Below are 15,022 nucleotides of genomic sequence, written 5' to 3'. Positions count from 1 at the left end.
ATCAGGCCGGCTCGTAGAAATGCAGGCGCGCCCAGCCACGGGCGCGGAGGGCAACGGGACTGTCCAGCACCACCCCGGCAACCGGATCGGCGTGGATGACGCCCGCAGGCGAGCGGAGCCACACCCCGATGTGGGCGGCGCGGCGGGCGCGGCTCATGAGCACCAGGGCGCCACCCGCCGCGGTGATGATGCCGGAGGTTTCCGGGATCAGCCGCCAGCGGGCGTATTCCTCCGGGTGGCCGACGAAGGCGTCGACGATCCACTGCCACGAAGGATCGGCGGGCACCTCCACTTCGGGGAGGTCCCGGCCGAACAGGTCGCGTTGCACCTGCCGGACAAGGTGCCAGCATGACTCCGCAGGCGACCACGGCCGGCCGATGAGAGCGGTGAGGTAGGCGGCCCGGTCGGTCATGCCGAAGCCAGCGAGGTGAATTCCTTGCGCGTGTAGACGCGGCTGGGGAATTTCCAGTTGGTGAGGTCCGCGAAAGAGGCCGTGCCCTCCACGGTGCTGCCGCTCACCTTCACGGCGCGCAGCATGTATTCCACGGGCCCATAGGCCGGCTCGGACAGATCGTCCTCGCGATACTGCCGGTGGAGGACCTTCATGTCGGCCCGCACCAGCACGGCGGCTTCAAGGTAGGGCATCAGCTCGCGCGCCACGTTGTCCACCCGCACCCGGCATTGCGGCAGCTGCCCCTCGGAAAAGGTCGGCATGTCGGCCTCGAATGCGATGGGGGTGAACTCGACCATCTCGCCGGCATCGAAGAGCGCGCCGTCTTCGATGCCGAAGGTGCGCGGCTCCACATCGAGCACGAAGCGGAGCGGGATCACGATGCCGTCCTGCAGAAATGCCGGGTGCTGCAGCTCGATCGTCTCGAAGATCAGCGCCGACACCGGGCACGAAGCTTCGGCCTCCGCCCAGGCGTCGGTCCATGGATCACTCATGTGGGATGCCCTCAGATGGCGAAGGTGCGCGACGGCGTGGCCGGCGTCACGACGGCGACGCCGAAGTCCGGCGGGGTGTCGCCCCACCACAGGATGTTGACGTGATAGCCCTCGACCGGCGCCAGGACCGGCGTCGGCCCCTCATCGGTCTCGATCATCTCCCCCGTGGGCACGCGAATGGCGCCCACGAAGTCCACGTCGTAGCGGGTGCCGTCGTGCACCCCGGCGCCGGGCCAGATTTCCCGGCCGGTGTCGAGGTCATGCTCGGGACCGTAGCCGAGGACGGCCGCAAGCAGGAGCACCGCCTCGCCCAGCGACGTGCACCGCAGGTAGATCGTCTGTGCCATGGGGGCTCCTACTGCCAGACCCGCGCCTGCGCCTGCACCCCGGCGCTGGAGCCCTTGACCGGCCACACCACCAGTTCGTCAAGCTCGATCCACTGGCCGCCGATGAGGCTGTAGCCAGCCCCGAGATAGACCGCCGTTGGCGTTGTCATGGGCACCGCACTCGTGGCCGGCGCGACCCCGCCCGCAGAGCCGCGCCGGCCCGCAGCATCCCAGCCGATGGCGATGCCTACGTTGCCGGGCAAACCGGTGCCGATGGTCACATAGTTCCCACCCGCGCCATCCATCATCTGAACGTTGGCGGTGCTGCCACGGCAAATCGCGCCATTGGACCCAGCCCCGTACCTGGTGCCGATCAGGTAAAGATTGGCGCCGCCGGAGCCCACAGTGCTGCCCTGGCTGGCCCGCATCGCGACCGTCGCCGCTGCCACCGCGAACAGGGCCGCGGCACCGGCCGAAAGCTGGCACAGGTCCACGCCCCGGGTCACCGTCGCCGTGGTGGTGGCGATGTAGGAGGTGGGGCGGGACCCCAGTTCCAGCTGGGCACCCCACAAATAGAACGTCCCGGTCGGCGACCCGCTGTGGCGATAAGGGTAGCAGCGCAGGGCCACGCAGCCGGCCGGCGTCGTCAGCGCATACGAAATGCGCGTCCACCCGTCCGCCGTGGGCAACACGGTCGGCACGATGTCCGCGGCGATAAAAACCCCGGCCGTGTCATCGCGGAAGGCGAGCTTGAAATCGGCGGCCGCAAGGGTCCCCAAGCGGACCCACACCGAGAACACATAGGCTGTCGAGGCCGTGACAGTCGCGGTCTGGTAGTGACCCGGGGTAGCCGTCCCCGGCAGGGTCAGCATGTCCGCCGTCATGGTGCCGTCTGGCGCGGCGATCACGTTGGACGTGACCGTCATGCTGCTCACCCACGGCCCGGTTCCAAACTCCTGCGACCGCAACATCAGGTTCGTCGCATTGCCCTCCAGCAGCAGCTTCTTCCGCCCGCTGGAATAGTCGTAGGCGAGCGTGTTCGTCGCCACCGTCTCCAGCGCGCCGGTGCTGCCCACCACCACCTTGCTGCCGCCGGTGCGCGTGAGCACGCTGGACAGGGCGACGCCGCCACCACCGGTGCCGAAGAACAGCCGGTCGCGCGGGATGTCGAGGGCCAGCGAGGGCACCACCCCATCCAACGCCTGCGGGGTGAGCATGTCGTAGAGCAGCGTCGCGGTCCGGCTGGGCACCGCGCCGTAGAGGCGGTTGATCTGCACATCGATGAACCGCGCGACCTGCCCATAGGCCGCCACCTGCTGTGCGGCCGTGAAATCCCACGTGGTGCTGGCACCGGCGGCAACCACGTCCGTCGTGCTCAGGGTGGAAGCATCCAGCACCGACAGGTTGACGACGCGATAGCTCGCGCCCGGCACGGAGGCAAAGCTCGCGCGAATGTCGTTGCTGGACGACGAGACCCAGGCCGCGGAGGCCGGCGCCGGCGCCGTGGTGTCCACCGTCACCTCGGACGCCGGCCCCGCGAACCCGCCGATCAGCCGCACCACCGAGACCTTGAGGCCGCCATCGCCGAAGGCGAAGGTCGCCGAGGCCGTGGCGCCCGAAGCCGTCACATCCGCCTGCGCCACCACCACGTTATCGGACAGCCGGGTGGCCACCATGCGATAGGTCGCGCCGGCCTCCGCCGTCCACCCCGCCGTCACCTGCGAGGGCGAGGGATAGGAGAGCGTCAGGCCCGCCGGCGCCGTGAGGGTGAAGAGGGACGGCGGGAAGACATAGACGGCGAACGACACACGGGTCTGATTGGGGCTCGGCGCCGACAATTTCAGCGACCCCGTCTGGATCTGTACCAGCCGCACCTGAAAAGCAGCACCGCCAAGGGTGACCGGCATCAGGAACCGCGCGGTGCCGTCGAACAGCGTATCCGCCACAAAGTCGTCGAAGGCAGCGAACTGGTCAGGGTCAAGCTCATGACCCCACTGCACGAGCGGGAGGCGCGCCGGACGGCGGCGGATCCGCACGTTGCCGCCTTCCATCTCTGTCTCGATGTGGGATCGATAGGGGTCGACATTCCAGTCTCCCACCAGCGGCGCGAAGGAGAGCGCGGACGGCCATTCTGGCGTGCTCATGCGTCACACGCCCCGCATCGGGTTGAGCGCGAACCGGCCCTGGTAGGACCGGGTGACCGGCCCCATCTCGCGTGCATCCTTCACGAGTTCGGCTTTCATCATGCGGACGAGATCGGTGTTGCTCTGCTTCAGGACCCGCTGGATTTCTTCGGCATCGGACTTCGACCCACTCCCGGAGGTGGTGATTTGATAGGTGGGGGACACGGTCACGTTGTTCATTTGCGACGCGGACGCCTGCTTCGCGGCGGATGCCTGCATCCCGAGCGCCCGCATCTGGCCGGCGGTGAAGACACCTTCGCCACGCTGGAGAATGGTCGGGACCTCGTCGGAGCCGATGTATCCGCCGCTGTGGAACCGCGGCGCGCCCTGGAACAGCGCAGCAGGAACCGAACGGGTGGACGGCATCTCAGACCCGATCAAGCCGCCAGAATGGAAAATGCCAGTGGTGAAGCCAGAGGATGTCAAAGCCGGAAGCACCCCACCGGATGACCCGCCGATCAACCCCCCGAACAGGCTGGATATCGCCTGATTTGCGGCCATTTCCATTAGCTTGCTGTAAAACTTATCCATGGCATTCGTGAGCGCATCGGACAGGCTCACGCCGCTGCGAATATCCGACAGGAACCCCGTCAGCGCGCTTTCCGAAACGCTCTTGGTCTCGCTCAAGGCTTGGTTGAGCTTCAGCACCTGCGCAGTCGGCGAGTTCAGGTCCACAGCGAGCCCAGACGAGCGCAGCGTGGAGGCGATCTGCTGGTCGCCGCTGGTGCGACCAAGCTGGCTGCGCTCGAAGGCAGCGTCGTTCAGCAACTTCAGTTCGCTGGTGAGGCTCGCCGAGCGGGCCAGCTCAGCATTTTTCTTCTTCAGTGCCTCGTATTCGGCTTCGTTGAAGGCCGTGCCACTCTGCGCCGCCTCATTGCGAAGCTCCCAGTAGGACTGGAAATTGGCGCGCAAGACGGACTGCTGTTCCGCCGTCTTCCCGATGAGGTCGATTTCCAGCTGCTGCTGCGCCTGCGCCTGTTGCGCGGCAAGCGCCCGCTCGCGCTGCGCCTGGGAAAGTCCGGCATAGACCTCGGCGAGGGCCTTGATCTTTCCGTTCTCCGCTTCCGCGGCAGCAGCCGCGTTCGATGCACCGCGCTCCTTGGCGTGATATGCGTCGAGAGCCGCCTGGGCTTCAGCCTTCGCGACAGGCGTCGATGCCTTGGTCACCGCCAATTCGAGCTCACGCTCGCGCCGCAGCTTTTCGGCAACCGACAGCAACTTTCCATCAGCGCCGGCGATGCCGTCTATTTCGTTCTGGATCCCTTCCAGATCCTGCAAATACTGATCGGTGTTGTTCTTCGGGTTGTCCATGCCGGCGCGGAGCTGCGCCTGGAGATCGATCAGTTTCCTCAGGCGCTCGATCTGCGGGTTTCGCGTTTCGGATGCCGCGTCGGCCTGCTTTCCAGCCGCGCGATCCTGCGCGTCGGTAATGTCCTGCTGCTGCCTTACCCTCTTAGCGTAGAGGTCGTTCAGCTGTTTCTCGGTCACCAGCGCATTTGCGGCGGCGGTACCGGAACCACGCCCGACGGGGCCGGATGCCGCCGCGCGCTGCTGCGCGAGCAGCTTTTCCAGTCGCGCAATCTCGGCCTCAAGCCCCGGCCCGCTGAACGCCGACGCAACCGCCTTGCCCATCGCGTAATAGGCGCCGGTCGCAAATTCTGCCGTGCTCCGCCATGCGCGCCCGAGCAACGTCACGTTCGCCGCCGCATCCGGCAGGTTACGGATCAATTCATCGAGCATGACTTTCTGCGCGCGGCCACGCTGGTTCGTATCATCCAGATTGCGGATGTACTTCAGGGTCTCGGCGTTCAGGAAGTTGAGCTTGCTGTCGAGGTCCTGCGCGCCCTTCCCCGGCGCCGCGAAGGCGGCTGTCAGTTCCTTGCCTGCGTCTGCCAGATCGGCGCCGGTGAGCGCCGCATAGCGCTTTGTGGACTCGATCAGGTCTCCATAAACATCCGCCCCGATCTTGCCCGTGGAGGCGAACCCTGCCGTCAGGCCCCGCGCCGCTCCAACACCGATATGGCTTGCCGAGACCGCCGCTTCCGCGACGCTCTCCAGCCGCGCCACCGTGGCGTCGGTGGACCGGCCGAGGCCCTGGAGTGAACTCGCAAGCTGCCGCTGCCCATCGGCATAGCTCGAATAGGACAGGGCCGCAGCAATGCCGATGGCCGCGACGCCCGCCGTCACCAGCCGAGCGGGGGTGATGAGGCCGAGAAGGCCGGAGCCGACAGACTTCAGGCCGCCGACGACACCGCCGCCAGACCCTTGCAGGATCTGAAAAACCTGCCCGCCCTGCGTCGCGATCACCTGAAACGGGTTGGAACCGGAGGCCAGCATTGTGGCTGCGTCATTGAGCTGGAACGTGAGGTTCTGCACCTCATGCGCCGCGAGCTTCGCGCCACCTGCCGCGCCCTCGGCGAAATTGTCGTTCGAGGTCTTAGCCGCGGCATATTTCGTGCTGAGCTGGCCGAGAATGCGCCCGTGCTCTTCCTGGGTGATGATGCCCTGCGCCATCGCCCGGTCGAGGCTCCGCTGGCCGGCAAGATACGCCTGCTGCGCCCGGTATTCCTCATCCACGGCCTTGCGCAGGCGGTCAACGGCATTGGCGGCTGAAAGCTGGCGCTTGGACGTGGTATCGGTGACCGTCGCCATGGTCTCGCCGGTCTCGGACACACGGCGCTGGGCATCGGCGACCTTGTTCAGGTCGCCCTGCACCTTGTCCATGCCCTCGGACTTGCCGCGGACGATCAGTTCGCGAACTTGCTGGACGCTGGGCATCTTAAGGCTTCTCCCCTTGCGTCCCCACCCACTCGACGAACGCCACGTCCATGGCCCGGATCATGGCCATGAAGCGCTCGAAATCATCGGTGGAGTGGATGCCGAAACGGTCCGCATAGCGGTCGATGGCGGTGAACGGGATGCGCCCGAGGGTCATCCCCATCTGCCGGTCTCCCGACAGGTCGTGAAAGGCCCGCCAGGTTAAGGCGAGGTCTTCCCGAAGCTCCACATGGGAGGCCATGAAGGGGAGGTCTTCCACCCGCCCCCCGCATGCCGTGTGCGCCGCGATGATCTTCGGCGCCTTCTCGCCCCACTCCAGTTGCCAGAGCAGGGCGCCCGTCAGTTTTTTGCGGCGGCCTCGATCTCATCCACGCCGCGGGAGCCGACCATGGCCGATGCCCAACTCACCGCCTCCCGCAGGAGCGGGCCGATATCGGGGTCAGCGAGGAATTCCGCGACATTCTCCTGCGTGGCAGGAACCGGCGCACCGGCATCGTCCGTGAGGTTCCACCCCACCAGGATGGTTTCGGCGATGATCCGCCCGTTGATCGCGTCGGCTTGGTCCGGAGAAAGACCGCCCTTCCGGCCGTCCGACGCCTCGCGCACGAGGCTGTCCCGCAGCCGGCGGGCATCGGGATTGTTCGCCCCGCGCACCTTCAGCGCCACGTCGGCAAAGCCATCCACCGGGATGTCCTTCACCCACGCGCCACCGTTGATGCGCGCGCCTGCCTGCTTGATCTTGGAAAAGTTCATGGGTCGCCCGATCAGTTAGGAAGGTACCAGAAGCGGCCGGCGGACATGGTGTAGCCGAGGGTAGCATCCATGATGGCCGTGAAGCCGGCGGACAGCATCACGTCGGCATTCTTGCCGGAGACGGCCGGCGAACCGGAGCCGAGCTTGATCGACGGGAAGTCGAAGACGATCTGCTCCCGGTTGCCATCGGCCCGGCCCAGACGCAGGTCGTAGGAGGTGAGCGAGTTGTCGAGGATCTTGCCCAGCACCGAGGCATCGCCGAAATAGGTCTCCAGCGTGCCGGTAACCGAGAATTCGCCATTGCCAACGCCCACGGCGGCGAGCGAGCCCACCGCGTTCTGGCGCCGCAAGTTGTTGTTGATGGTGAAGGCCGCGCTGGTCACGTAGTTGGGGCCGGTGATGGCTGCGCCGCCGAACCCGATGCGCCCGACATTGGACGAGGTGTTGAGCACCGCCTTCGTCGGTGCCACAACATCGGTCGCGCCGGCCGCCCGGGTGGTCACCGCCTGCCCGCCGGCGCCCACATATTGCACCGTGTAGGTGGCGATGGCCTGCGCCTGCGCGGTAACAGTGAGCTGGTCCGCCACCATTCCGGTGAGGTATTCGTAGGTCACCGGGGCATGATCGAGATACTGCCGCTCGAAGGTGCTGGAGCGCTTCGTGCTGCCGTTGACCAGGAAATCGCCGGTGTAGACCTCAATGGTCTTGCCGGTGCCGGCATCCGTCGTCCAGCCCGCCGGGAGCACCCCGAAGGTGATCGCATTGGCCGCCACGGTCGCGATGCGCGCCCACCCGCTGTTGGCCGCCGTCGCGAACTGCGAGCCCACGGTGGCGCCGCCGATCCGCACCCACTCGCCTGGGGAAAGCCCGAGCGTCGTGAAATTGAGCGTGGTCGAGGTCACCCCAGAGGCCGTGGCCACGATGTCCCCAGCCACACCAGCGAAGCCCACCGCGCGCAGGGCAGCGCCCACGGGGACAACGGCCTCCACCGTGTAGGTGGCGGCGGCAAAGACGACAGTGGTCGCCGTCGAGGACACGACCCGCGCCACCTTGTTGTTGCCGGACGTACCGAAGCCGCTGGTGAGCGCCAGCATGCCGGCCACAAAGGCCGCGCCCCCGGCCGCCACAGTGATGGTGGTGGCCGACACGTCGCCGATCTCGGTATCCGCCGTCACCACGGTGATGCTGGGGTTGCTGGACCAGGTGCCCTGCATCGCCTCTTCGAGATCATCGTCGACGGCGTTGAAGGACACCTCGTGCCCCACATCGCCGCCGGCCTGCATGCCGACCAGGATCAGGTCGGTGACCTGCCGGTCGGAACGGATCTCGCTGGAGGTGGTCGTCTGAGGGTTGAAGGCCAGCGACGACGAGGTCTGGCGCTGCGTCTTGAACGCGGGGGATGCCGGCGTCAGGCCGAAAGTGGCTTCGCGCACCTTCGACAGCTTCACGCGGTTCGTGCTCTGCAAGTCAGCCATTTGAGGCCTCCGATTTGGGCCGCCGGGTCAGGCGAAAATGTCGAACTGATAGGGAACCGCACAGCTCAAGGACCAGTATTTGCCAGCGTCGTTCCGGTCATCGAGGACGGGCGGGGAGGCTGCATAGGTGGTCACGCCGGCGAACTGTTTGCCGCGGAAATGCCCGCGCAATTCGTCGAGCCAGCCGGCATATGGGTCGAGCCCAGCGCCGCGCGGGATCTGGAGGACCAGCCGGATCGCGCCCTCTTCCCGGAAGATGTTGGAGCTCGGTGCCCCGATGGTGATCTGATCTTCAGACGCGACGGGGTACTGCACCACGAGGACCGGCGCCGTAACGGCAGGGACCTGAGCATCGGCGTTGGGGTAGAGGATTGCGGTGCGCGTCCAGAAGGCATCAAGCCGCGCCTGGACGGCACTCATGACAGAGGCCGATGCCATACTCACCGCCCTCCGAATGGTGCAATGACGATGGCAGGACGGCGGGTGTCGCGCTCCCGCTTGCGCTCATCGCCGCCGGCAAGCGGCGTCTCCGCGAACTTCCCCTTGGTGCGATTGCGCTCCTGCCGCGTTCCGGTCCCGGTGTAGGCAACCACGCCGCCCTCCTGGAACGACCGGAAGGAGAACTTGATGTTGGCCACGCCCCCAAAGCGGCGGCGGGCCATGGCCGCGACTGCTTCATAAACCCCGTCCGGGGCCTGTGGAGACAGCCCGCGCTCGATTTTTCGTGCGTAGGGCTGGAGGTTCAGGAACACGTATTCGGCCGCGGGCGGAACCACCGCGCCGGGCGAGACCTCGACGCCATCGGCGAAGAAGATGTGGGAGTTGGCGTAGTCACCAGTCAGGACCGGGGAATTCTGCACCAGCATGTCGCCGATCCATTCAAACAGATCATCCATGAGGTCGAAGACGGCGACAATGGTGCCGTCCGGCTTCACGCTCTCCAGCGGCGCCCCGCGCCGCCCATCCACAAAGGTCTCGTATGGGACATCCGTGCCCGTGGCGGCCCGGTTTTGCTCCGATGCCTCGGCGATAGCCTCTCTGGCGAAGTCAGCGAATACCTTCGACTGGCCGGCCCCGGCCTCACCTTCGGATAGATCGACGATGAAACTACGATCGATGGGATCGACCCGCGTGCGAACGGCCATCACCCTTCGACCTCAATATCGATCCGCACCACCGTGTCGCCGATGCGGATGACAGGCGCCGCGGAAATCCTCTGCTCACGGCCACCGACAACCACCCAGTCTCCGGGGCCAGGCCAATCCTGCGGGCCGGGCCAGCCGGCCGCCACGATCTGCGTCGGTGATACCACAAGCGTGGTGCCACCCTGCACAATCCCACCGTTCACCTCCTGGGGACGATACCCACGGGCCGCGGCGCGCACGGTCACATCTACGCCCGCGCGGGCCTCTCCTGCGCCGCTGTATCGGCGCAATGTCACGTCGTGCCCATTGCGGGCAAGCGTGCGATCCAGCATGGAGATTGCGGCAGCAGGAAGCATGTCAAGCCAGCGGGAAAGCGCGATAGGGCGCAATGAGCGATTGAGCTTCGGCGGGGATGCCAGCCGAAGACGATGGCAGGGACCCAACCCAGAATTCCTGCCGTCCGACACCATCCACGGTTTCCGCCTTGAGCGTCGGGTCGAGCGGCGTGGCGAAGCGGAACTGATTGACGATGATCGCACAGGCACGGGCGAGGTCAGCCGGGGCTTCTGCGGGCAACAGGTACCCGCCGGAATAGGTGACGGTGATGCTGCCCTTGGGCCAGTAAGTCCTGTTCACCGCGGCATCGACGCGCCATAGGAGGCCGGCGCCGGGGTCAAGCTCCCAGGACCCTGAAGACAAGATCACCCCCGCCTCCGTTACGGCGACGCTGACCTGGTCCACCGGGTAGCGGCGCAAACGGAGCGGTGCAGGCTCGATGGACGGGCGGGGACAGCCCACGCGGAAGGCCTCCATCACGGTCTCGCGCGCCAGCGTGCGGCGGCAACGGGAGGCGATGATGATGCTGGCCTGCCGAATATAGGACGACAGTTGATCGTCACCCGCCGTTCCGGTGATCCCGAGATCCAGCTTCAGGTCGGCAAGCGTCAGCAGGTCAGAACCGGCCGCTGGCGTGATCACGGTGAGAATGGAGGACATCACACCTCACCGGGCGACGGGGCCGTGCGACGCCGACGCTTGGGCGACACGGGCTCATCCACCTCGCCATCGTCGTCCGGTTCGGCGGGTGTCGGGGCGAGTGACGGAGCCTCCGTCTTACGCTCAACGAGCCCTGCGGCGCAGAGCCCTTCGATATGAGCGCCGTCGATTTCGACTTCGTCACCGACAGAGAGATCGGCGCCATGGATGCCGTCCGCGGCATAGGCGAACGGACGGGCCACCTTCACTTTGATCAACATTTCCACACCTCATCCGATTGGAGATGACAGCGGGAGGTCAACCCCCGCCGTCAGGATGCCCAGGATCAGGCCGGTGGGTTCGACGTGGGCGCCGACTTCGCATGGCCGAGGATGGCAACGCCGGCGAGGAAGAGATTGCCGGCATTGTTGGCCGGGGTGACGGTGACGCGCACGTAGCGCTTGGGACCAACGTAGCCAATCTTCCGGCACTTGCCGTCGTCGGCGAATGTGAAGGAGGCGAGCGCCTCGGTGCCGAGCAGGAACTTGTCGGCGACGGCGGAGGCATCCGAGAGGTTGGACGCGTTGCCGTCCTCCACCAGGACCGCGAAGGTGGCATCCGCATCCGACAGGATGCCGGTGACGAGCGCCATGGTCAGGCTTTCGTAGCCGGCGGTATCGATGATGGCGCTCACCTGGGCGGTGTTGTCGGTGACGGCCGCCACCGGGGTGAAGAGCGGCTTCAGGTGGACATTGTTGTGCAGGTCGCGGGAGGACATGGTAAGCCTCATGGGCAAGAGGAAAGTGGCGGCGGGTCCACCCCGCCGCCAAGGATAGGCGTAGCCTCAGGCCGCGATGGTCAGGGTCTTGATGGCTTCCGGCAGCACCACCTGCCCGCCGACGCGGCGGCGGAAGTGGAAGCGGATCATGCCCTCGGTCGCCTGGGTGAAGGGATCGCGCAGCAGCGTCATGGCGATGCGATCCACCATGGTGTAGGCCCGGCGGAAATCGCCGTAGGCAACCGGCTTGGCAGCGGCGGCCTCGTTGGGCATGTCCGGGGTTTCGATATAGGGGTCGCCGTCGATGGTGTTGGGGCGACCATTGGCAAGGCCCGGCTGCCAGATGTAGTCGCCGTTGCTGTTCTTCAGCTTGCGGACAGAGCCCAGCACCGTGCGGTTGAGCACGAAGGTGCCATTGCGGGCATAGGCGGTCTTCACCCCGTACTTGAGGTTGATGAGGCCGTCGCCGGTGATCAGCGTGGCATGGCCGCTATTCACGGTTCCCACGTCGGCATTGACGAGGATACCCTCCATCTGGCCGACGCCGGTGCCGGACACGAACTCCATGCCCTCCCGAACGGCGAACTGCTCGGTCGCCTCGCCCGAAATCTCCGCTTCGAGGTCGAAGACGGTGTCCTCGAGGTTCTGGGTGGAAATGTCGATGAGGGCGTACATCTCCGGCGCGGTGATCTCGATCATGCCGAAGCGCAGACCATCGGTCTCGGTGCGGGTTTCGGTCTCGCCCACGCGGCGCGCGGCGAACTGGCCGGTGCGCTTGGGGATCATGACCGACTTTGCGCCGGTCGTGCGGATGCGGGCGAGGGAGCGCGCCGGGCTCATCTCGGTCACGCCCTTGATGATCTCGCGCACATACTCGGAGGGCGCGAGATAGCCGCCAGTGGTGTCGTTGCTCACCGACATGGACTTCATCTCGGTGGCGACGGCATCAAGGGCCTTCTGCTGGTCCGGCGAGAGGTTGATGACGCCCTTGGTATTGGCGTCGATGACCGCCCGCGCCCAGGTGTTCACGTTCTTCTTCAGGATATCAGCACGGTCCGCGCCGCCCGCACCCGGACGGTTCAAGCGCTTCTCCAGTTCGTCGGCGTGGTCCTTGGCCTCCTTGGCCTCATCCTGCGCCGCCTTCATGGCGAGTTCGGCCTTGGCGAATTTCGCGCTCAGGCCCTCGTACTTGTCGATGTCCTTTTCGATCTTCGCGAGCTTCTCGACCGTGAGCGGGTCGGCGACGCCGCGCTTCTCGATTTCCTTGAGCCGGGTGTCGTTGGTCTCGACGAACTTCTGATGGGACGACATCAGTTCGTCCACGGCGCGCTTCACCTCGCCGATGGCGTTGTCGTCCTTGTGCTCCAGAAGCGCGGCGGGCTTATGGTGGATGCTCATTTTGGTACCTCTTGGATGGGGGCGATGCGGCTGATCAGGCCGCAGGTTTCATGGCCTTCGCCGCCGCCCGAATGGACGCGGTGAGGTCATTGAGCCCGCCGCCCTCATCCCGAGGTCCCAGGCTGGCTTTGAATCCGCGCTCGGCGATCACCCGAGCCTCACGGTGCGAGAAGCCCAGCTCCTCCCGGAGCCGCTCCTCGAATTCACGAATGGTGGCAGGCGCGCTCTTCACGCCGTCGATGCGGGCGGGATCGCAGGCCGGAAAGGTGACGAGAGAGACCTCCCATAGGTCCACGATGTTGAGCGTGCGCGTATCGGTGTCGTCGTTCCAGGTCCGCTCGATGGTCCGGAAACCGATGGAGAGGCCCCCGATGGTCTGCGCCTTCAGGTGCTCGTAGGCCTCGGCGCCCTTGGGAACGGACAGCAGCAGCTCACCGGTGCAGCGCAGGCCGCGGGCATCCTCCACCATCTCGGTCCAGCGGCCGATGGGGTCTTCCGAATCATGCTGCCATAGCATGGCCGGGAGGCGGCCCTTGGCCTTCCAGTCGGCTAGGCTCGCCGTGAAGGCGCCGGGGGCAACCACATCGCCATAGGTGTCCCGCACGTTGAAGACCGAGCCATAGCCGGTGATGAGGCCGGGCTTCGCGCTGTCGAAGCGCAATTCGAGACCAACGGCGGCCAGCGCCTTCGGCTTCGGCGCGCCCTTCAGTTCCAGCAGGCTCATGTCTGATCCTCCGTCTGCACTTGGGCGAGGACGGTGTTGAGATTGTCGCGGGCCCCGACGAGCCGGGCCTCGTTGGAGGCGGAGAGCACGCGGCCGGCCTTTACCGCCTTGGGTCCCGGCGCCGGTGCTGGCGGCTTGGTCTGTGCGGACCCGTTGCCCATATTCAGCGGCGCCAAGGGTTCATCCAGGCCGGGCAGAGGGTTGTAGCCCTCGGCGATGCGGGCCTCGTTGCGCAGAAGCCAGCCCTGCTGGATGCCGGAGGCGTAGTATTCCGTGCGGGCCTTGGTATCGCCGCGCTCCAGCGAGCGCAGGTCGATGTCGAAGGCGTAGCCCTCGGACTTTTCCTTGTCGGTGAGGAGGTCCCGCCACCAGACCTGCTCCACCCGCTCCGCCCACGGCGTCAGACTCAACGTCACATGGGCCTGCAGGAAGGCCTCCACCGAGGCGAACGTCGCCGTCTTGTCGGAATGACCGACGATGACCGGGAAGACCCCCAGCCCACGGCAGATTTCCTCGATCTGGAAGCGGCGCGTCTCCAGGTGCTGCGCATCCACCCCGCTCATGGACAATTGCGTCCACTTCAGCCCGCCGGTGAGAATGGCGGTCTTCATGGCGTTGTGGACGCCCCCTTGGGCTTCCTGCCACGCCGCCTTGATCTGGGCGACCTGGTCCTCGCTGAGATCCGCATTGGGCTCCGTGGTCAGGATGCCGCCCGGCCGCGAGCCGTTGGAATGGAGGCGAGCGTGGGTCTCCTCGGTGACCAGCGCGAGGCCCACGGCCTCCCTGGCGAGCCGAAGCGCGTCCATCCCCTCGTATGTGTTCCACGACATGCCCCGCAGGTGCAGGACCGAGCTGCGCGGCAGCGTCAGCATGGTGCCGTCCGCCAGAGTGAGGCGGTAGACGAGTTCATAGTTCGGGCGCTGCTCGATGGAGCAATGGCCAGGCAGGATCGGGATGAGTTCCCGCACCTGCCCACGGACACGGTTGATGTAGGCCACGCCATTCCCGGTGAGGATGGCGTGAATCATCATGGTTTCGCGGAACTCGTAGGAGGTCTGCCAGTCGTTCGGCTGGCCGGTGACGATGCGCCAGAGCGGATGATCGTGGACCGGCTCCCAGCCGCGCTTGTCCGCCGCCCATGGCCGATAGAGCCCGAACGCCGGCTGCGCGATGCCCTGCGCGAGCGCTCGCGTGGCGGCAAGTGCCGTGGTGCATTTCAGGGCCTGCTCGGGCGTGACAAACACGCCGGACTTGGCCGCGGCGCCGCCCCCGAGCAGGGCCGAAACAAAGCTGTCGTCGAACCCCACCGAGCGCCGCTCAGGCGCGGATGCGAACAGGGAGCGCAGGAATCCGCCCATCAGGGCTTTTCACGCCGCGCCGCCGCGACTGCGGCGATGATGAGCAGGAACCCGCCAGAGATGAAGCCGGCGGGGGCGTAGATGAGCCACGCGCCATAGGCGACGCTCCCAGCTCCGCCCAGCGCGACGACATCGATGGCGATATCTGCGGCAAGGCCGCGAAGACCCCTGGCAATGGACATGG

General features: G+C 66.3%; 18 protein-coding genes. All 18 read right to left on the bottom strand.

Annotated elements, in window-relative coordinates; translation table 11 throughout:
- Window position 1 precedes the first annotated feature (1 nt).
- Window positions 2–412: a hypothetical protein gene (locus tag V5F48_RS05470; RefSeq protein WP_394257879.1), complete on the bottom strand. Its 411-nt coding sequence runs from the start codon at window positions 410–412 to the stop codon at window positions 2–4.
- A complete protein-coding gene (locus V5F48_RS05465; RefSeq protein WP_394257878.1) occupies window positions 409–945 on the bottom strand; it encodes a DUF1833 family protein in 537 nt (178 codons plus the stop codon). The genes V5F48_RS05470 and V5F48_RS05465 overlap by 4 nt, the downstream gene beginning before the upstream one ends.
- An 11-nt stretch (window positions 946–956) precedes the next feature.
- Window positions 957–1,292, bottom strand: a complete 336-nt coding sequence (locus tag V5F48_RS05460; RefSeq protein ID WP_394257877.1) for a hypothetical protein — start codon at window positions 1,290–1,292, stop codon at window positions 957–959.
- An 8-nt stretch (window positions 1,293–1,300) separates the two neighbouring features.
- A complete protein-coding gene (locus tag V5F48_RS05455; RefSeq protein ID WP_394257876.1) occupies window positions 1,301–3,415 on the bottom strand; it encodes a phage head spike fiber domain-containing protein in 2,115 nt (704 codons plus the stop codon).
- Between the two features lie 3 nt (window positions 3,416–3,418).
- Window positions 3,419–6,232 (bottom strand): phage tail length tape measure family protein, encoded by a 2,814-nt coding sequence (locus V5F48_RS05450; protein ID WP_394257875.1) that lies wholly within the window; start codon window positions 6,230–6,232, stop codon window positions 3,419–3,421.
- 1 nt (window position 6,233) lies between these two features.
- Window positions 6,234–6,491 (bottom strand): phage tail assembly chaperone, encoded by a 258-nt coding sequence (locus V5F48_RS05445; RefSeq protein WP_394257874.1) that lies wholly within the window; start codon window positions 6,489–6,491, stop codon window positions 6,234–6,236.
- Between the two features lie 80 nt (window positions 6,492–6,571).
- Entirely contained in the window at window positions 6,572–6,985 is a 414-nt protein-coding gene (locus V5F48_RS05440) for a hypothetical protein (protein ID WP_394257873.1), read from the bottom strand.
- Between the two features lie 11 nt (window positions 6,986–6,996).
- A complete protein-coding gene (locus tag V5F48_RS05435; RefSeq protein WP_394257872.1) occupies window positions 6,997–8,460 on the bottom strand; it encodes a phage tail tube protein in 1,464 nt (487 codons plus the stop codon).
- A gap of 27 nt (window positions 8,461–8,487) precedes the next feature.
- The gene (locus V5F48_RS05430; protein ID WP_394257871.1) at window positions 8,488–8,880 is read right to left on the bottom strand and encodes a phage tail terminator-like protein; all 393 of its coding nucleotides are present in this window, start codon (window positions 8,878–8,880) and stop codon (window positions 8,488–8,490) included.
- A 20-nt stretch (window positions 8,881–8,900) separates the two neighbouring features.
- Window positions 8,901–9,605 carry a hypothetical protein gene (locus V5F48_RS05425; protein ID WP_394257870.1) on the bottom strand — a complete coding sequence of 235 codons (705 nt, stop codon included), beginning with the start codon at window positions 9,603–9,605 and terminating at the stop codon, window positions 8,901–8,903.
- Entirely contained in the window at window positions 9,605–9,937 is a 333-nt protein-coding gene (locus V5F48_RS05420) for a hypothetical protein (protein WP_394257869.1), read from the bottom strand. Before V5F48_RS05420 ends, V5F48_RS05425 begins: the two co-directional genes overlap by 1 nt.
- Before the next feature lie 25 nt (window positions 9,938–9,962).
- Complete coding sequence (locus V5F48_RS05415; protein ID WP_394257868.1) at window positions 9,963–10,601, bottom strand: phage head-tail connector protein; 639 nt, start codon at window positions 10,599–10,601, stop codon at window positions 9,963–9,965.
- A complete protein-coding gene (locus V5F48_RS05410) occupies window positions 10,601–10,861 on the bottom strand; it encodes a hypothetical protein (protein ID WP_394257867.1) in 261 nt (86 codons plus the stop codon). The genes V5F48_RS05415 and V5F48_RS05410 overlap by 1 nt, the downstream gene beginning before the upstream one ends.
- A 65-nt stretch (window positions 10,862–10,926) precedes the next feature.
- Window positions 10,927–11,358: a hypothetical protein gene (locus tag V5F48_RS05405; protein WP_394257866.1), complete on the bottom strand. Its 432-nt coding sequence runs from the start codon at window positions 11,356–11,358 to the stop codon at window positions 10,927–10,929.
- 66 nt (window positions 11,359–11,424) lie between these two features.
- Window positions 11,425–12,756 (bottom strand): phage major capsid protein, encoded by a 1,332-nt coding sequence (locus tag V5F48_RS05400; RefSeq protein ID WP_394040838.1) that lies wholly within the window; start codon window positions 12,754–12,756, stop codon window positions 11,425–11,427.
- 34 nt (window positions 12,757–12,790) lie between these two features.
- Window positions 12,791–13,480: an HK97 family phage prohead protease gene (locus V5F48_RS05395; RefSeq protein WP_394040836.1), complete on the bottom strand. Its 690-nt coding sequence runs from the start codon at window positions 13,478–13,480 to the stop codon at window positions 12,791–12,793.
- Window positions 13,477–14,838, bottom strand: a complete 1,362-nt coding sequence (locus V5F48_RS05390) for a phage portal protein (RefSeq protein ID WP_394040834.1) — start codon at window positions 14,836–14,838, stop codon at window positions 13,477–13,479. The genes V5F48_RS05395 and V5F48_RS05390 overlap by 4 nt, the downstream gene beginning before the upstream one ends.
- Window positions 14,838–15,020: a hypothetical protein gene (locus V5F48_RS05385; protein WP_394040832.1), complete on the bottom strand. Its 183-nt coding sequence runs from the start codon at window positions 15,018–15,020 to the stop codon at window positions 14,838–14,840. The genes V5F48_RS05390 and V5F48_RS05385 overlap by 1 nt, the downstream gene beginning before the upstream one ends.
- Between the last annotated feature and the right edge of the window lie 2 nt (window positions 15,021–15,022).

The sequence above is a fragment of the Xanthobacter autotrophicus ATCC 700552 genome, assembly GCF_043194565.1.
Classification (GTDB): Bacteria; Pseudomonadota; Alphaproteobacteria; order Rhizobiales; family Xanthobacteraceae; genus Xanthobacter; species Xanthobacter autotrophicus_F.
The sequence above is the reverse complement of the archived record's forward strand: the minus strand, read 5'-3'. Positions and strand labels throughout refer to the sequence as shown.